Source organism: Listeria fleischmannii subsp. fleischmannii LU2006-1 (assembly GCF_000344175.1).
Lineage (GTDB): Bacteria > Bacillota > Bacilli > Lactobacillales > Listeriaceae > Listeria > Listeria fleischmannii.
In genome coordinates, this window is the sequence record NZ_ALWW01000051.1 from 1 (window position 1) to 17,916 (window position 17,916).

14 protein-coding genes and 1 pseudogene are annotated in these 17,916 nt (G+C 37.5%); 11 read left to right on the plus strand and 4 right to left on the minus strand.

Annotated features, from left to right (window positions below; genetic code table 11):
• Positions 1-14 precede the first annotated feature (14 nt).
• Together brnQ and LFLEISCH_RS12530 are read right to left on the minus strand one after the other, a co-directional pair.
• Positions 15-641, minus strand: coding sequence for a branched-chain amino acid transport system II carrier protein (gene brnQ / locus LFLEISCH_RS12525; protein ID WP_007477128.1), 627 nt, complete (start codon positions 639-641; stop codon positions 15-17).
• A 172-nt stretch (positions 642-813) separates the two neighbouring features.
• A complete protein-coding gene (locus tag LFLEISCH_RS12530) occupies positions 814-1,242 on the minus strand; it encodes a helix-turn-helix domain-containing protein (RefSeq protein WP_007477131.1) in 429 nt (142 codons plus the stop codon).
• A 218-nt stretch (positions 1,243-1,460) separates the two neighbouring features.
• On the opposite strand from LFLEISCH_RS12530, the gene LFLEISCH_RS12535 reads away from it, so the two are divergent.
• The 4 genes and pseudogenes from LFLEISCH_RS12535 to ybaK all read left to right on the plus strand — a co-directional run bounded on the left by LFLEISCH_RS12535 (position 1,461) and on the right by ybaK (position 4,445).
• Positions 1,461-1,991 (plus strand): YceI family protein, encoded by a 531-nt coding sequence (locus tag LFLEISCH_RS12535; protein ID WP_007477133.1) that lies wholly within the window; start codon positions 1,461-1,463, stop codon positions 1,989-1,991.
• 345 nt (positions 1,992-2,336) lie between these two features.
• Positions 2,337-2,939, plus strand: coding sequence for a hypothetical protein (locus LFLEISCH_RS12540; RefSeq protein ID WP_007477135.1), 603 nt, complete (start codon positions 2,337-2,339; stop codon positions 2,937-2,939).
• 94 nt (positions 2,940-3,033) lie between these two features.
• Positions 3,034-3,952 (plus strand): annotated as a pseudogene (gene rarD / locus LFLEISCH_RS12545) (EamA family transporter RarD).
• Between the two features lie 13 nt (positions 3,953-3,965).
• Positions 3,966-4,445, plus strand: coding sequence for a Cys-tRNA(Pro) deacylase (gene ybaK / locus LFLEISCH_RS12550; protein ID WP_112153872.1), 480 nt, complete (start codon positions 3,966-3,968; stop codon positions 4,443-4,445).
• A gap of 25 nt (positions 4,446-4,470) precedes the next feature.
• Here ybaK and LFLEISCH_RS12555 read toward each other — a convergent pair whose 3' ends face one another.
• Together LFLEISCH_RS12555 and LFLEISCH_RS12560 are read right to left on the minus strand one after the other, a co-directional pair.
• Entirely contained in the window at positions 4,471-4,842 is a 372-nt protein-coding gene (locus tag LFLEISCH_RS12555; RefSeq protein ID WP_007477138.1) for an iron chaperone, read from the minus strand.
• Positions 4,843-4,906: 64 nt separating this feature from the next.
• Positions 4,907-9,346, minus strand: a complete 4,440-nt coding sequence (locus LFLEISCH_RS12560; protein WP_007477140.1) for a 2-hydroxyacyl-CoA dehydratase — start codon at positions 9,344-9,346, stop codon at positions 4,907-4,909.
• Positions 9,347-9,616: 270 nt separating this feature from the next.
• On the opposite strand from LFLEISCH_RS12560, the gene LFLEISCH_RS12565 reads away from it, so the two are divergent.
• From LFLEISCH_RS12565 to LFLEISCH_RS12595, 7 genes are all read left to right on the plus strand, one after another.
• Positions 9,617-12,442 (plus strand): sigma-54-dependent transcriptional regulator, encoded by a 2,826-nt coding sequence (locus LFLEISCH_RS12565; RefSeq protein WP_007477142.1) that lies wholly within the window; start codon positions 9,617-9,619, stop codon positions 12,440-12,442.
• A gap of 249 nt (positions 12,443-12,691) precedes the next feature.
• The gene (locus LFLEISCH_RS12570; RefSeq protein WP_007477144.1) at positions 12,692-13,126 is read left to right on the plus strand and encodes a mannose/fructose/sorbose PTS transporter subunit IIA; all 435 of its coding nucleotides are present in this window, start codon (positions 12,692-12,694) and stop codon (positions 13,124-13,126) included.
• Positions 13,126-13,611, plus strand: a complete 486-nt coding sequence (locus LFLEISCH_RS12575; protein WP_007477146.1) for a mannose/fructose/sorbose PTS transporter subunit IIB — start codon at positions 13,126-13,128, stop codon at positions 13,609-13,611. Before LFLEISCH_RS12570 ends, LFLEISCH_RS12575 begins: the two co-directional genes overlap by 1 nt.
• Before the next feature lie 99 nt (positions 13,612-13,710).
• The gene (locus tag LFLEISCH_RS12580; RefSeq protein ID WP_007477148.1) at positions 13,711-14,526 is read left to right on the plus strand and encodes a PTS mannose/fructose/sorbose transporter subunit IIC; all 816 of its coding nucleotides are present in this window, start codon (positions 13,711-13,713) and stop codon (positions 14,524-14,526) included.
• A 17-nt stretch (positions 14,527-14,543) separates the two neighbouring features.
• Positions 14,544-15,425 carry a PTS mannose transporter subunit IID gene (locus tag LFLEISCH_RS12585; RefSeq protein ID WP_007477151.1) on the plus strand — a complete coding sequence of 294 codons (882 nt, stop codon included), beginning with the start codon at positions 14,544-14,546 and terminating at the stop codon, positions 15,423-15,425.
• A gap of 103 nt (positions 15,426-15,528) precedes the next feature.
• Positions 15,529-15,993 (plus strand): Lmo0779 family protein, encoded by a 465-nt coding sequence (locus tag LFLEISCH_RS12590; protein ID WP_007477153.1) that lies wholly within the window; start codon positions 15,529-15,531, stop codon positions 15,991-15,993.
• Positions 15,994-16,308: 315 nt separating this feature from the next.
• On the plus strand, positions 16,309-17,628 hold the full coding sequence (locus LFLEISCH_RS12595; protein ID WP_007477155.1) for a hypothetical protein: 1,320 nt from the start codon (positions 16,309-16,311) through the stop codon (positions 17,626-17,628).
• Positions 17,629-17,916 lie beyond the last annotated feature (288 nt).

A 17,916-nucleotide genomic window follows, 5' to 3' on the forward strand; every position in this document is an offset into this window, starting at 1 on the left:
ACAATAATCCCAAATCAACTAACTAAAGAAGCAAGGGCATCCATCGTATTATACCCATCTATGAAACCCGTGGAAAACGGAGACGCAATATACTCCCCTTTCGGAGCAGTTTGTTCCCCTAGCGGCTTCACAAGTGAAGCGATAATTAAAATAAAGATAAAAATAAGCAAAGCAGGTGTTAAAAATTTCCCCACTCGGTCTACGATTTTTGAAGGTGAAAGCGATAGCCACATCGACACTCCAAAAAAGATAACGGTAAAAATAAAAAGCGCAAGGGCGTGACTCCCTTCTCCTAAAAACGGTGCAACACCAATTTCAAAAGATACTGTTCCTGTACGTGGTAACGCAAAGAATGGACCAATCGTTAAATATAAAACAACAGCGAACACAACGCCATAAATCGGATGAACACGATTTGCAAGGCTTTGTAAATCATTGCTTCCTGAAATTCCAATAGCAAGGACTCCAAGTAATGGTAATCCTGCTCCTGTAAGTAAAAATCCCGTTATCGCAATCCATACATTTGTCCCAGCCAGCTGTCCTAAATGAGCTGGAAAAATAAGGTTGCCTGCACCAAAGAAAAGTGCGAAAAGCATTAAACCAATAAATATGTAAGCTGAAAATGATAGTGACTTGTTCAAATAATATCTCCCTTTCCAATCTGTCTTGTTCCTTAACCATACAGATTTTCTGGGTCAAAAGCAATACAAAACGGTCATTTTAGCCTATTTGAATTACTTTAGCATAATTTATTTTCAAACAAATCAGGAAAATTTTCTTTATTTTCCCAAAAAAGACGAATCTGTCAGAAAATTAACGGTTCAACAGCTTCGCCACTTTTTGATTCACTATAATCATTTTTCCAATTTCATCTTCTTGAATTTCCGAACAAATCTTCATAAATGCCTTATACGTATAGGTGTTGATTTCATCTTCCTCTAAAATCATTTTCCCTTTTTCCGTTAATGACAGATAAAAATTTTTCACTTGAAGAAGGCCTTTTTCGGCAAGTCCTCGTATATTTGCTGCAACAATCGGATGTTTTCCTTTTACTTCATATAAAATGTCCCGTAAAAGTAATTGTTCATTTTCAGCGCAAATTTTTAAAATCCTTAATTGTTCATATGAAATTCCCATGCTGCTTTGATGCTCTTTTGTCAGTCTTTTGATTGCTTTTTGCACATTCATGTAACTTGAAAGCAGTTCTTTAACTTGTTCCAATTCACTTTGTTTTACTGGCATTGTAGCACCTCCACTTCTATTTCCATTTTAAACGAAAAAAGAAATATTAAGGGGAAATTTACAAAAACCTAACAAAACTTTATTTTATACGATTGATTAGTTGCTTGTATTTAGTAAGTGTGTTATAGTTTATTTGTAAACAATAAAGTTTTACGTTTTGAAACACCTTTTTAGGTGAATAAAAAGAATATACTAAGAAAAATGGAGGAATGACAAACATGACAGTAGAAAAATGGAACATTGACCCAGCGCATAGCTCAATTGAATTTCAAGTTAAACACATGATGGTATCGAAAGTGAAAGGTGCATTTAAAACTTTTGAAGCAGATGTAGAAATGGATCCTGAAAATTTAGCAGATGCAAAAATCAAATTTTCCGTTGATGCCGCTAGTGTAGACACTCGTCAAGCGCAACGTGACGGCCACTTGAAGAGCGAAGATTTCTTTAATGTAGAAAAATATCCTCACGTAACTTTTGCATCAACAGAAATTATTCCTGATGGTGACAATGAATATGAAGTAAAAGGCGATTTAACCATTCGCGACGTAACAAAACCCGTTCAATTCCATGTAACTTATGAAGGTTCTGGAAAAGATCCTAATACTGGAAATATGGTAGCCGGCTTTGAAGGCAGCGGTAAATTTAACCGTAAAGACTTTGGCCTTAACTATAACGCAGCACTTGAAACTGGCGGCGTTTTAATTGGAGACGAAGTAAAACTTAATATCCAAATTGAAGCATCTAAATAATTTTTTAAAAGCACGATATTTCTATCGTGCTTTTATCTTGTAGAAAAACTCAAAGTTTACGCAAAACACCCCACGTCAAAATCAGGTTATTCTCAAACGGTGAGATTCTAGCCTAATTTTGTATGTAAGAGGCACGAACGACGAAGATTGCCGTTCAGAAACGGCTTGAAAGTACGATAGATATTTCTATCGTGCTTTTTATTGCATAAAATATTCTTTAAAATCATCAAAATTGCCATTTTTCAACTTAAAAACTGCCAAAAAAAGAATTATCTAGCATGCTATACTTGAAAAGTTGACATAAAAACTGAAAGGTCAAAGAAAAAAAGGAGCTGTCCCTTACCCATGAATTACGTTTTTCAAGTACAACTTAATAAATCTAAAAATTTTCAAACATGCCGTGTTAACTTTCCTACACATTGCCCGACTTGCAAATCCAATAAACATTTAAGTGTCACTTCTTCGATTTTAAATTCAAAAGATGAAACACTTGGTTTATTAATGGAATGTTTATCGTGTCATGATATTTTCCTTGAAAAATTTCAAGTTGAAATAGCAGGAGAGGAAATAAAAACCACATATATTATGAACCATGCTGCTAGTAATCAACTTTTTATTGAAGACATGCATCAAAGAAATCCTGAATTTGCGGCTTTCTATCAAGAGGCTGTCAAATTAGAAGCAGGACACCGACTTGAATCAGCCTACTTACTTTATATTAAATCCGCAGAAATTTTAACCAAACATCCACTCATTGCTGCAAAAAACATTGCGACTCAACGCTTATCAAAAGCAACTTTTGAGTCAGATTGGCAAAATATTCCAGGCTCTACCGAACTTTTGCTTAAAAATATTGATCAAATAAAATCTTATATTAACGGTGTCGCCTTACTTATCACTGGACTTGAATCGCTCGAAGAGGTGCACACTGCTGACACAGAGGCCTAAAATCTACTCATAAATTTCTAAGCATTCCCCTAGTTTTCTTTATAAAAATGCGTTAAAATGGTTTATTGCTATTTTTTAGGGAAAGAGGGACATTATGGAAAGAAATGAAAAAATGATTGGCGTCATCGCTGGTGCGCTTGCGTATGTTTTATGGGGTATTTTGCCCATGTACTGGAAACTTGCAACTGAAGTTCCAGCAATGGAAATTTTAGCTTACCGCATTATTTGGTCATTTGTTTTTATGATTTTTTTAATTGCCGTTTTACGAAAAACAAATGCTGTGCTGGTTGAAGTAAAAACCATTTTCAAACGGCCTAAAACGGCCTCTTTAATTACACTTGCAGCCATCCTTATTACAGTAAATTGGTTTATTTTTATTTTCACTGTTAATAGTGGTCATGTGACAGAAGCCAGTCTTGGTTATTATATTAATCCACTGGTTAACGTTTTAATTGCAACGGTTTTTCTAAAGGAACGTTTAAGTCGTGGCGAAATGATTGCTGTTCTGCTTGCTTTTATTGGCGTTTCAATTTTGACGTATCATCAAGGAACTGTACCATATGCGGCGCTTGCTATGGCAGTGACATTTAGCCTTTATGGGTTAATTAAAAAATTCGTACCTGTTTCAACATGGACGGGATTAACACTTGAAACGCTTATTATAACGCCGTTTGCGCTCATTTATTTGCTATTTTTTTCCAAAAATTTCTTTTATGAGTTATTCTCTTCATGTTGATTTTATTATGATTGGCGCGGGGATTGTGACGGCGATTCCACTTCTTTTATTTGCTACGGCGGCTAAAAAAATTAGTTATACGATGGTCGGCTTTTTACAATATATCGGGCCAACACTGATGCTTATTTTAGGCGTCTTACTTTATAAAGAAAGCTTCGATAAAGTACAATTAACAGCTTTTATTTGTATTTGGGCGGCTATTTTAGTCTTTACGATTTCCCATATTTATTTAAATGCGAAACTAAAGCAATTAAAATCAGCAGCTGAAAATGAGTAATGAGGTGACGATTTTGATACACAAAACTAATGCCTGTCGTTTGCTTGATCAAAAAAAGTTAGCCTATACCTTACATGAATATCCAGTTGATGAAAAACATCTTGATGCAGTGCATGTGGCTTCAGAGACAGGCCAAAATCCGGCAAAAATTTATAAAACGCTCGTTACAATAGGAGATAAAACCGGCTATGCGGTAGCTGCTATTCCAGCCAATAAATCGTTAAACTTAAAAGCGTTTGCGAAAATAAGTGGTAATAAAAAAGTCGAAATGATTCACGTAAATGACTTAGAAAAAATTACAGGCTATATTCGCGGCGGCTGTTCCCCTATTGGGATGAAAAAAGCCTTTCCGACATTTATTGACCAGGCAGCTAAACAGTTTGATACCATTTTTATTTCAGCTGGAAAGCGCGGACTTCAAATTGAAATGAATGCGGATGATTTACTCCTTGCCACTAGAGGTCAATATGCTGACATATCAGTGGAACAATAAAAGAAGCGGCAAAAAGCCGCTTCTTTTATTTTCGCCAAAACGTGGTACATTCCGCTTTGTCTTCGATATTAAATTGAATAATTCGGCGAAGTAAATCATAATCAATGGGCTTATCCCACGGAAATTGAATGAGCATTTTAGTATGATTATAGCCCGCTTTTTTTATTTCAGCCGAGAACGCTTCAATACCAACAAGTTCAGGTGACATAGCAAGATGTTTTTTCGATACACTAAATCCGGCGATAAAAGTATCATGATCCGTAAACATCGGTTGATTCCATGCAATTCGTTTACCTAGGTTCGGGAAGGTTCCTTCTACCCAAGCTAGCACTTCAGCAGTTCGTGCCTGCTGTTCGGGATTCTCAATTTGTCCAATAAAGTCTTCGAATGTTTCCAAATTCACTTCCTCCTTTAACGTCTTGTTAGTTTAATTGTAACGGATGAAGCGAAATTTACAAGTTTTACTTACTACAATGACAATTACAGCCACCGCCGCAACAGCCTTGATCGCCTCTTGCAACCTGTGTGATCGTTTCAGACGGCACACTTTCCTTCGCACGCTTCACCGTCTCGCCAATTTTCGCAGCAGGCGCGCTATCACGAACTTTTCGCGCTTTATCTAAAATCGCATTTTTGGGATTAAAACGCTTCGCTTCTGTGCTAGTATTATCTTCTTGCGCCCTATCTTCCATACCTTTTTTGGCAATCGAAAGCATCAGTTTAATCCGGTTCAATTGATTAACCGCGCTAGAACCTGCGTCATAGTCAATCGACATAATATTCGCGTGCGGATATAGTTTTTTAAGCCCTTTAATCATACCACGACCGGTAATGTGATTCGGCAGGCAGGCGAACGGTTGAAGACAAGCAATGTTAGGCACGTCGCTATCTAAAAGCTCGAACATTTCGCCCGTTAAAAACCAGCCTTCTCCCATTTTGTTTCCAAGTGAAAGTAATTGACTCGCTTTTTCAGCAATCACTTCAATACTTTCCGGAGCATCAAAACGCTTGCTCGCACGGAGCGCATCTGTGACGGGTTTTCGGTACTGATTGATGGCGGGAATTGCAAGGCTTTGTTTCGCAAATGATTTCACTTTTGATCTACCAAAGGTGTTGGCTGCGAAATGGTCGTCATAGCAGCAATATAGCAGGAAGTCGACCAAATCAGGCACGACAGCTTCCCCGCCCTCTTGTTCAATGACGTCAACGATACTATTGTTGGCACCAGGATGGAACTTCACCAAAATTTCCCCCACCACACCAACACGCGGCTTCTTCTCAGAACTGATTTCTAGCGCATCAAACGCGTCGACCATTTCTTTTGCAAAAGCTTTATACGCTCTAAAAGAATAATGTTCCATGAGTGTCTTCGCTTTTTTGAGGTAGGTTTGATACAACTGATTCGCACTACCCTGTGTTACTTCATACGGCCTAGTCCGGTAAAGCATTCGGTCGAGCGCATCCCCAATTGCTAACCCCGCTAAAAATTTTGTTAAAAGACTCGGCGACAGCTTAAATCCAGGCTGCTTTTCAAGTCCATTGGCGTTTAGTGAAATAACAGGAATTCCTTCGATTTCGGCTTCACGGAGTGCCTTTTTGAGCATTGAAATATAATTAGTTGCCCGACATCCGCCGCCGGTTTGCGTCATCAGAACAGCGGTTTTTGTTAAATCATAGTCCCCGTGTTTAAGTGCATCCATCATTTGGCCAATCGTCAAAATGGCTGGATAACAAGCATCATTATTCACATAGCGAAGTCCTTCATCCACAGCGCGCGGTGTTACGGCTGGTAAAACTTCCAAATTATAGCCGCTAACCCGCCCCGCCGCTTCAAGCAGTGCAAAGTGAGTTGGCGCGAGTTGTGGGGCTAAAATGGTATAGCCTTCCTTGCGCATTGCTTTCGTAAATAGCGTACGCGGCTGTGGTGCCGCCATTTCAGTTGGCGTAACGCCGTTTCTTTCTCGCTCATCAATAGCTGCTTTTAGTGAACGTACGCGAATTCTCGCTGCGCCTAAATTATTAATTTCATCAATTTTAAGTAGTGTATATACTTTTCCGTGACCTTCAATGATTTCTTGGCACATATCCGTTGTAATCGCATCAAGCCCACAACCAAATGATGTCAATTGGACAAACTCCAAATCCTCTCTTTTTCCCGTAAAACTTGCCGCACGGTAAAGTCTAGCATGATATTTCCACTGGTTTTCCACGCGCAAATCATGTTCGATTTCACCTAAATGCGAAATGGAGTCTTCTGTTAAAACAGCCATGCCATTCATTGTAATAAGCTCTGGTATACCATGATTGACTTCTGGATCAATATGATACGGGTGACCAGCTAGGACAATTCCTTTTACTTTATTTTTTTCCATATAAGTAAGTGCCGCTTCACCCTCGCGCTGAATGTCCTTGCGACATTTTTCAGCTTCAGCTAGACCAGCTATAACCGCATGCTCCATTTCTTCTGCTGGGATATCTGGAAAAGTTTGTTTCATCGTTTCGATAAACGATTTTTCATTATCTAGCGCGATAAACGGACTAAACATTGGAATTTCTTTTTCCGTAAGGGCGTCCACGTTGACTCGAATCACTTCTGGATATCCGGCCACAACAGGGCAGTTAAAATTGTTCGTTGCCTCACCAAATTCTGGTTTTTCATACACAACGGAAGGGTAGAAAACGGCATCCACTTTTTTGCGTACTAAATCCATAATGTGACCGTGCGTTAATTTCGCAGGATAACAAACAGCTTCTGAGGCAATCGTTTCGATTCCTTTTTCATATAAATTTTTAGATGACTTACTTGATAGCACGACCCGGAATCCTAACTGATTAAAAATTGTAAACCATAGCGGATAGTTTTCAAACACATTTAAGGCACGCGGAATACCAATTGAACCTCTTGTTGCTTCTGTTTTCTTCAGCGCCTTATAATCAAACATGCGTTTTAATTTATACGCATATACATTCGGTAATAAATTCCGACTCGTCTCCACTCGCTCGCCGCGTTCACAGCGGTTTCCACTAACAAACGTGCGGTCGTCGCCAAAACGTGTCACGGTAAGTTGGCATGTATTGCTACACAAGTTACATCTGGACTGCGATGTTTCTGCACTAAATTCGCGTAATTTTTCAAGAACAAGCATTTCCGTTACTTCGCCTGTTTCGTAATTTTCACGCGCGATTAGCGCCGCCCCGTAAGCCCCCATCATTCCAGCAATATCTGGGCGAACGACTTCTCTTCCAGTCAAAAGTTCAAAAGCTCGTAAAACCGCTTCGTTGTAAAAAGTGCCGCCCTGTACGATGACTTTTTCGCCAATATCTTTAGGGCTACGTAATTTAATGACTTTTTGAAGGGCATTTTTGACAACTGAATAAGCGAGACCCGCCGATAAATCTTCAAGCGTAACGCCTTCTTTTTGAACCTGTTTCACCTTCGAGTTCATAAATACCGTACAACGCGAACCAAGATCCACAGGTTCTTTCGCACTTAGCGCACGTTCTGCAAATTCTTCAATCGGCACATCTAGTGTATGCGCAAATGTTTCAAGGAATGAGCCACATCCGGCTGAGCACGCCTCGTTTAGCATTAGGCTATCAAGCGCACCATTTTTAATTTTCATACACTTCATATCTTGCCCGCCAATATCCAAAATAAAATCAACATCCGGCAAGAATTCACGCGCCGCCCTATAATGCGCTACCGTTTCAATTTCACCTACATCAATTTTAAGGGCCGCCTTAATGAGTGATTCACCGTAACCTGTAATCCCCGACTGAACAATTTGAATCCCCTCAGGCAGTTTTTCATATAATTCACTCGTTGCATCAATAACCGATTGAAGCGGATTCCCATTATTACTTCCATAATAGGTATATAAAATTTCATTCTGAGTGCCCATCAAAATAAGTTTCGTCGTTGTAGAGCCAGCATCAATCCCTAAATAAGCATCCCCTATGTAACTCGACATCTCAGCACGCGGCGCATTCATTTCACCATGTCTTGTTCGAAATGCCACCAAATCCTCTGCTTTTGTAAAAAGAGGAGGTAGCGTCACCGTATCTTTTGCGAGGCTGGATAAATCCATGTCCGTTAAGCGACGCGTCACATCTTCGATTGAAACCGCCTCACTTTGAAACCCAGTAAACGCTGTGCCAAGCGCAATGAAATACTCCGCATTCAGTGGCGCAATAATATCTTCTTCTTTCATTTTCAGTGTTTCAGTAAAACGAAAGCGCAATTGATCTAGGAAAGTTAGCGGTCCACCGAGAAACGCCACTTTTCCGCGAATCGGACGGCCACATGCCAGCCCCGAAATGGTTTGTGTGACAACACTTTGAAAAATTGAAGCCGCAATATCTTCTTTTCTAGCGCCTTCATTTAATAGCGGTTGAACATCTGTTTTGGCAAAAACACCGCATCTTGAAGCAATTGGATAGATGGTTTGCGCATTTTTAGCGAGCTCATTTAAGCCTGTTGGATCGGTTTGGATTAAAGTCGCAATTTGATCGATAAAAGCACCTGTTCCACCAGCACACGCATTATTCATCCGTTGCTCAATTCCACCAGTAAAATAGATAATTTTAGCATCTTCCCCGCCAAGTTCAATTACAACATCCGTTTCAGGAATAACTTTTTCGACTGCTTCTGTACAAGCAATAACTTCTTGGACAAAATCAACTTTTAAAAATTTAGAAATAGCTAGACCTGAAGATCCCGTAATCTTAAAGGTCATTTCATCTGTTTGACACTTTTCTTTTAAATCTTGCATAATAAGTCGTGTCACTTTTTTAATATCCGAATAGTGTCTGCGATAAGTTTGAAATAGAATTTCTCCTTCTTCATTTAGTGCGACGGCTTTCGCTGTTGTTGAGCCGACATCAAGTCCGACATGAATCATTTCTCTCACCTTCCCCTTCGCATTGTTCAAAAAATCACATTATAACCTTTGATTGTTCCAAATTTCACAAATGAGTGATTACTCACTCAAAAAATGCACCCGTGCAAAAAGAATAAATAGACACCACTATTTTCACATGTTTATTGTTATTTGTAAAGGAAAAACCTATTTGAATAAGATTGACATTTTCACCGTCCATACTATAAAATTAATACAGAAATAAATAGTGTATCCCTTCCGGATAATACACTACAAAAAGGTGGGCTTTTCTTGAAGCGTATTGATAAAATTTACCAATTTTTATTGCAGTCTTCTTCTCGTACAACAATTCGAAAACAAGTTGCCGAAAAAGAAGGCTTTACAGCTACTTCCATTGCGAATGAACTAAACATTTTAAGAAACAATGTTAGCATGGAATTAAATGAGCTTCATAGACAAGGCAAAATTGTAAAAGTGAACAGTCGCCCGGTACTCTACTTTGTTAGACAGACGCTTGAAGAGGCCACTATGCGTACACTCACAGAAGATGAACTTAACTTTAGTCAAACAGAAGATATTTTAAAGCTTTTTGCAGCTGATGTTACTAAAACTAGCCCGTTTGAAAATTTAATTGGGGCGAGTGAAAGTTTAAAAACACCCGTTGAACAAGCAAAAGCAGCTATGCTTTACCCGCCAAACGGACTTCATACACTCATTTTAGGCCAAACAGGAGTCGGTAAAACGCTTTTCGCCAATTTAATGTATCGTTTTGCTCACCACACAGCGCGCCTCGCAAAAGATGCACCTTTTATCGTATTTAATTGTGCAGACTATTATAATAATCCTCAACTTTTGATGTCACAAATTTTTGGTCATGTGAAAGGCGCTTTTACAGGAGCTGATTCAGAAAAAGAAGGTTTAGTGGAAAAAGCAAACGGCGGCATTTTATTTTTAGATGAAATTCACCGGTTACCTCCGGAAGGCCAAGAAATGATTTTTTATCTGATGGATTCAGGAACTTTTAACAAGCTTGGAGAAACAGACCGTAAACGCACGTCAAATGTTCTTATTATCGGTGCAACAACTGAAAACCCAGCCTCTTCTTTATTAAAAACATTTGTACGCCGAATTCCAATTACTGTATCTTTACCATCATTAGATGAACGAACTGCAAAAGAGCGTGTTGAACTTCTCACCCATCTATTATCAAATGAAGCTCACCGGGTAAACAAACCTATACGTATTGAAGATGAGGCCGCTAAAGCGCTTCTTGGCAATACAACGAGCGGGAATATCGGTCAATTAAAATCTAATATTCAACTTGTTTGCGCCCAAGGATTTTTAAATAGTTTTGACAAAGATGATGCTATTTTGATTGATTTCAAAACGCTCCCAATCGAAATTAAAGATGGTTTTTTTCATTTTAGTGGTCGAAGAAAAGAACTTCAGGAAATTTCAGATTATCTGGAACCCTACACGATGATCTATCCTGAACAAATTCGTCCCCTCATTACAACAGATGAATATGAACCCAACTTTAATCTTTATAAAATTATTGAAGATAAAGCCTCTATTTTAATGGATCAGGGCGTAGAAGATGATGATATTAAAAAATTCATCACGATGGATATTGATATTCATTTAAATAGTTTTTATAACAAGTTTAAAAATACCATTCAAACACGTGAAAATATTTTAAAAATCGTGAATGAAGAAATTTTAAATTTCGCAGAGGAAATAAAATTACGGGTGGAGCGTCACTTACACAAAAAGCTAAACGAACGTTTTGTCTTAGCGTTTAGCCTCCATCTCACTTCCTTTATTAAAAGAGTAGAAAGTAATAAACCGCTAAAATACACCAACATTGAAACAGTGATTAATGATAAGCCCGAAGCTTACGAGATTTCATGTGAGATAAAAGATGAAATTGAAGCTGTTTTTCACATTCGAGTCCCAAGCATGGAAGTTATGTACTTAACTCTCCTTATTAGCTCTCTTTTAAAAGAACAAGAAAATGCGCGGGTTGCTGTTTTAGTCGCGGCACATGGAAATAATACGGCGACAAGCATGGTTGGTGTTGCGAAAAAATTACTTGGTGATGGTCTTGTTGAAGGGATTGACATGCCGCTTGATGAGAGCCCGAAAGTTGTATTAGATAAACTTACAGAACGAGCGAAAGAGCTTGATATGGGGCGCGGCGTCCTTCTATTAGTTGATATGGGTTCTTTAACTGGTTTTGCACAAGTGATTACAGAACGGACGGGTATTGAAGTCCGCTCCATCGATATGGTTTCAACTGCTACAGTCATCGAAACCGTAAGAAAATCTAATATTTTAGATATGGATTTAGACAGCATTTATGATTCTCTAAAAGATTTCCGCGGGTACGGCGGGTATGCTTCAGATAGTGATCTTCAAGATGAAAACAGCAAGCCACATGCTATTGTAACCATTTGCGCCACAGGTGAAGGAGCCGCTGAAAAACTACAAGCTTTTATCGAAAATATTTTAGATACAATGACGAACGAACGCATCCATGTTATTCCCATAGGCGTAACAGAAATGCACGAACGCTTGCAGGAACTACAAAATGATTTTGATATTTTAATGGCAGTCGGCATCACTGATCCAAAAGCCTCTATCCCCTTTATTCCGATTGAGCGCTTATTTGCTAGCGATGGTGAGGAACACCTTATACAGCTCGTGAAACAGCGCAACATTTTTGTGAAAAAAAGCGAGACGAATCGGATTACAAAAGAAGTTGTAGAGGATAGCCTAAACGAATTTTTAACCTATTTAAATCCTAAAAAAGCCATCGACCTTTTAAATACATTTAGTGCCGTTTTAGAAGAAAAACTCGGTCAAAAAATCGACAGCGCCCATAAAATCAACCTTCTCATACACGTTGGATGCGCACTGGAGAGAACCGTTATAAACGATAGTTTGATTTACCGAGAAGACCGAAAAAGTCTCGATCCCGCCATCTTAAACGCCCTTAATGAAGCCAATGAAGCTGTTAGAAAACGAATGAATTTAGCAATGACAGAAGATGAAATTTGCTACATTCATGACATCGTAAAAGACCTTTATTTAGAAAATACCCCATCTTCACTTTAATAAAAAAGAGGTGTGCCACACCTCTTTTTTGTTTGTACTTTATTTTTAAAGGGTAATGTAGGTTTGTATGTCAAAATAAATTAGTGTATTGAAGCGCTTTTATAGCGTATCAAAAGTCATATCTTACATATTCTAACTTCGCTTTTTACACTAATTTTTTAAGCAAAGGGGGTAACGCTAGAGCGGTTTGTTTCTTGTATTGTGTACATTACGGGATTTAAGTATTCGTCAAGAAGGAGGAGATGAATAATGCCAGTAGGAATCATTATTGGCACGCACGGAGAATCTGCCCGTGAATTACTAAAGTCAACTGAAATGATTATCGGAAAACAGGAGAATGTGGAATACATTACGTTTGTCCCTGGTGAAAATACGGATACTTTAATCACAAAGTATAATGAAAAATTAGATTCCATCGATACTTCACAAGGTGTTATTTTCATGGTTGATTTATTTGGTGGCAGTCCGTATAACGCTTCTAGTAGAATTGCTTTACCTCAAGAAAATATGGATGTTGTAACAGGTGTGAATATTCCTATGTTACTCGAAACATTTTCTATGCGAGCAAATGCAAGCATAGCTGATTTAGTGAACATTGCTATTCACGCAGGCAGTGAAGGAGTCAAATCCTTAAAACAATCTTTACCTACTACAAATGAAAATGAAGGGGAGGACGATTTATAATGGATATTCGTCTCGCAAGAATTGATGACCGACTCATTCACGGTCAAGTCGCAACAGTTTGGACCAAAGAAACACAAGTAGAACGCATCATTGTCATTAATGATGACGTTGCAAAAGATCAAGTAAGAAAAACACTACTCACACAAGTAGCTCCTCCTGGCGTTAAAGCGAGCGTGGTTGATGTGGATAAAGGTATTCGTGTATATAATAATCCTAAATATGCAACTACACCTGTTATGCTCCTCTTTACAAATCCTACAGATGTCTTAAAACTGGTAGAGAATGGTGTAGATATAAAATCGGTGAACATTGGCGGCATGGCTTTCCGTGAAGGAAAAAAACAAATTACAAATGCCGTTTCAGTCGACGAACAAGACAAAGCTTCATTCCGCGAATTAGATAAACGTGGAATTGAACTTGAAATCAGAAAAGTAGCTTCAGATAATAAAGTGAAACTAATGCCACTTATTGAAGAACAATCCTAGTTTGTAGCTCTATAACTTATCCGTCAATTTAAAAGCGTTATCATAATAAAAAAGCATACTGACCTTATTTTATTCTACTATTTATAGGGAGGGAAAATAATGACTGCAATACAACTCGTTCTTGTATTTTTAGTCTCTTGCGTTAGCGGTATGGGTAGTATACTTGATGAATGGCAAACACATCGTCCATTAATCGCTTGTACGCTTATCGGTCTAGTTCTTGGGGACATTACAACTGGTATCATTATAGGTGGTACACTAGAAATGATTGCACTCGGATGGATGAATATTGGCGCAGCTGTAGCACCAGATGCGGCGCTAGCCTCTATCATTTCTACCATTTTAGTTATCACAGGGGGACAAGATATCAGTGTCGGAATCTCACTCGCTATCCCACTTGCAGCACTCGGTCAAGTTTTAACTATTTTAGTTCGTACAATCACTGTCGCTTTCCAACATATGGCTGATAAGGCCGGGAAAGCTGGGAACCTCCGAAGTCTGGACTGGATTCATGTGACTGCCCTTTTACTCCAAGCCATGCGTATCGCGATTCCAGCACTCATTGTTGCGGTAACAGTAGGTACAGATGCTGTAACCAATATGTTAAACGCAATTCCAAGCGTTATTGTAAATGGCTTAAATGTTGCCGGCGGATTCATCGTTGTTGTTGGTTATGCCATGGTTATTAATATGATGCAGGCAAAATATTTAATGCCGTTCTTCTTCTTAGGTTTTGTTGTTGCGGCATTTACCGCCTTTAACTTAGTAGCACTTGGTGTCCTTGGACTTGTAGCTGCCATTATTTATATTCAACTCAATCCAAAATACCAACTTAAAGCTGCTATTGAACAATACGGCGGAGGCGGCGGAAAACGCCAGTCTGATGATGACTTAGATGACGACTTGGATGATTAGGAGAGGGGGATAAAAATATGGCTACTGAACAAGTTACCATTGGTGAAAAGAAATTAACCAAACGCGATTTAATGGGCGTATTTATTCGTTCCAATCTATTTCAAGGCTCTTGGAACTTTGAACGTATGCAATCACTTGGATTTTGTTTTTCTGTCATCCCTGTTATTAAACGTTTATATCCTGAAAAAGGACCTGAACGTGAACTTGCAATAAAACGCCATCTTGAATTCTTTAATACACATCCTTATATGGCCGCACCAATCTTAGGTGTGACGAGCGCCATGGAGGAACAAAAGGCAAACGGGGCAGATATTGACGAAAGCGCAATAAACGGGATTAAAGTAGGTCTTATGGGGCCACTTGCCGGTGTAGGTGATCCAATTTTCTGGGGTACAGTTCGGCCTGTCTTAGCAGCTTTAGGCGCAGGTTTTGCCACAGACGGTAGTATTATCGGTCCGCTTTTATTCTTTGTACTTTTTAATGCCATTCGTCTTGGTTTCCGTTACTGGGGTGTTGTTTATGGCTACACGAAAGGTACCGATGTTGTTTCTGACATGAGCGGCGGCGTTCTTCAAAAATTAACGGAAGGTGCCTCCATTCTCGGACTATTCGTTATGGGCGCGCTTGTTAATAAATGGACGACGATTTATGTTCCACTTGTTGCCTATACAACAACAGATGATAATGGGAAGAAAGTAGATACCACTGTGCAAAGTATTTTGGACCAATTAATGCCCGGTCTACTCGCACTAGGACTCACCTTCCTATGTATGTGGATTCTAAAGAAAAAAGTCAATCCTCTTTGGCTTATCTTAGGACTTTTTGTGGTAGGTATCGTAGGGTATGCTACTCATATTCTAGGTATACCGCCAGCTAATTATTCACCACTTGGAAATTAACGATTTAGGACAAGGAATTTGACTCTTCAAATTCCTTGTCTCTTCTTTATATGCTACAATAGGGAAGAACTAATTTTGAAAAAGAATGTGAGTGAAGTTTAAGATGGAGTGGACAGCTACCAATATTTTCTTACTAATTTTTAGCATCGGGGCTCTAGCCTTTATTCTCTATGATGGTATTGTGATTACTCTTTGGAAGGGACATACGAAGTTAAAAGTTCGCCTCCGTTCACGAGGAAAATGGGACGGATACATATTTATTGGGTTAATTATCCTTTTATTTGCTATGAATATTTCGAGAAACGGACCTTTTTCAACTAGCGTTCTATTAGGAATTTTAGGCGTCTTATTTATTTATATAAGTTTTTTCCGCGGTTCAAATGTAGTTTTTAAGGAAGACGGCTTATTTTACGCCCTGCTCTTCTTCCCTTATAGCCAAATTGAACGCATGAACCTATCAGAAGATGGTGTTTTAGTCATTGAAACAGGTAGACGCCGCCTCATGCTTTTCGCAAAATCAACCGATGATTTAGAGAAAATGATGAAGATTTTAGCGATGTATAGTTAAAGTCAATCGAATACGTAACAAGGTAAATCAAAAGAAGTCTATTAATTTAATAGGCTTCTTTTTTTAAAAAAAACATCTTTCTGTTATATCTTATTTTTGTTTTTTTTATCATTTGTGTACAAGTATTTACAATTCTAATTATTTTTTATATACTTATAATAACTAGTTATATGAACGATAGAAGTTTGTTTTAAAATGGAACTTCTACATTACTATTCTAATTTTATTCACTGTAAAGCAAATTAGGTTATAATCAAATAAWCATATTTGTGAATTATATAACAAACTAACATACTCAAACATAAGGATGATAAAATGAAAAAATTTATTTGGCCAATCATTTCAATTATTTTTATATTAGGAAACTATTTAGGATTTTTGACATTAGAGGCTTCGCTTACAGTAAAAACTTTATATAAAAATGTAAGTCAAGTAGAAATTAAAAGTGAATCCAACTATAATCAAAATAAATTATTGGACTCTATCAAAACATTTTCCATGAAAAATAATACGAATATCATGCAATATACATTTGTTGGAGAGAAAGCTATCAATATTTACGCTTCTAATATAGAGGATTCATCCACCTTCCATATTTCTCAAAAGCCAAGCTCACAAAAAAATAAGTATCTTTCAAATAAAGCGGGATTAGACTTCCCTCACCATAAATGGGATATTAAAATTTATTCATTTGACCAAGTCCATAACGTGAGTTTGGGAACTCTTTTTTATGTGGAGGGGCTGGATAATCCCGTCATTTATAAAGCCTTTACAGATGAATTTAAGCAATTTGGAGATTTATCTTTTAAACAACTTCATTTCAGTACTTTCAATTTTATTGATGCTTCGCTACTAAGCATTTTACTCCTTTTTTTATACATTTATATCATTATGTCCTATTATTATGTGAAACAAGAGCAACGTTTATTTATTAAACAATTATGGGGCTATTCTAACTGGGAAATTTTAAAATCTTTACTACATCACTTTTTAAAATGTATTTTTATTGCTATTCCATTATTACTTTATATGGTTGTTTTTCTTTTCTTGCAAGGTATTCAGTTTTATTTTATACCATTTTTAGCAACCTTAATCGGTGTGAATGTGCTCTTATTTCTTTTTATTACTATAACTATTTATCTTTTCGGACATCGTGAGCTAAAGAAAAAAGAAGGCTCTTTTTCAAGCATAAAACGTCAAACCACTAAGCAGCAACTTCTATTTAATTTAGTGACAAAATTTATACTAGCTTTTTCGCTTACACTTCTTTTTGTCACTTTTTTCAAAAGCTATCTTACACTATCGGGTGAAATGAAGAATTTCGCAACATGGAATGATGTGAATACTGTCCATAAAGTTCAGGTAGGTCTTATATCAGAAGATGTTCAGGATGATTTAAAGAAAGATGCTGTTCTTAATAATAAATTTAGCGCTTTTTATGAACAAGCTAAAGAAACAAAAAATGCCTTTATTATGGACTCAACAAATTTCCAAAGGATTGAAAATAATCAATTTCAATATTTAAAACTAATTCAAAGCAAAAATGATATCCTTTCCCCGCAGGGTAGAAGTGTTAAAATAGATGCTAATTATCTTCGTTTAAATCCAATTAGAGCGATAGAATGGTCAAAATGACCCTAACAAAAATAATAGATAGATAAAAATACATTTGAACATTTTACGTCCCATAACAAAACAAAAAATAAAATGAAACAAAAAATTGTTCAAAATTATAATGACTGGTTTTATTTTCAAAAAATAGTTGTAGCCAATATGTACCGAGAAAAGATGCAGTTGCCGCCACTAAAAACTCCTAAAAAAGGGCTTAAAATCAATTGTATAATATGATAAGAAACATCAAAATACTTCACAATATGATATTTATAGTGCTCTCCACATAACAGTCAGTATTACTGATCCACT

Coding starts and splice junctions, on each gene's coding strand:
- LFLEISCH_RS12590 (WP_007477153.1), top strand. CDS start 15,529: ATGGAGTGGACAGCTACCAATATTTTCTTACTAATTTTTAGCATCGGG.
- LFLEISCH_RS12585 (WP_007477151.1), top strand. CDS start 14,544: ATGGCTACTGAACAAGTTACCATTGGTGAAAAGAAATTAACCAAACGC.
- LFLEISCH_RS12595 (WP_007477155.1), top strand. CDS start 16,309: ATGAAAAAATTTATTTGGCCAATCATTTCAATTATTTTTATATTAGGA.
- LFLEISCH_RS12580 (WP_007477148.1), top strand. CDS start 13,711: ATGACTGCAATACAACTCGTTCTTGTATTTTTAGTCTCTTGCGTTAGC.
- LFLEISCH_RS12575 (WP_007477146.1), top strand. CDS start 13,126: ATGGATATTCGTCTCGCAAGAATTGATGACCGACTCATTCACGGTCAA.
- LFLEISCH_RS12560 (WP_007477140.1), bottom strand. CDS start 9,346: ATGATTCATGTCGGACTTGATGTCGGCTCAACAACAGCGAAAGCCGTC.
- LFLEISCH_RS12535 (WP_007477133.1), top strand. CDS start 1,461: ATGACAGTAGAAAAATGGAACATTGACCCAGCGCATAGCTCAATTGAA.
- LFLEISCH_RS12570 (WP_007477144.1), top strand. CDS start 12,692: ATGCCAGTAGGAATCATTATTGGCACGCACGGAGAATCTGCCCGTGAA.
- LFLEISCH_RS12530 (WP_007477131.1), bottom strand. CDS start 1,242: ATGCCAGTAAAACAAAGTGAATTGGAACAAGTTAAAGAACTGCTTTCA.
- LFLEISCH_RS12540 (WP_007477135.1), top strand. CDS start 2,337: ATGAATTACGTTTTTCAAGTACAACTTAATAAATCTAAAAATTTTCAA.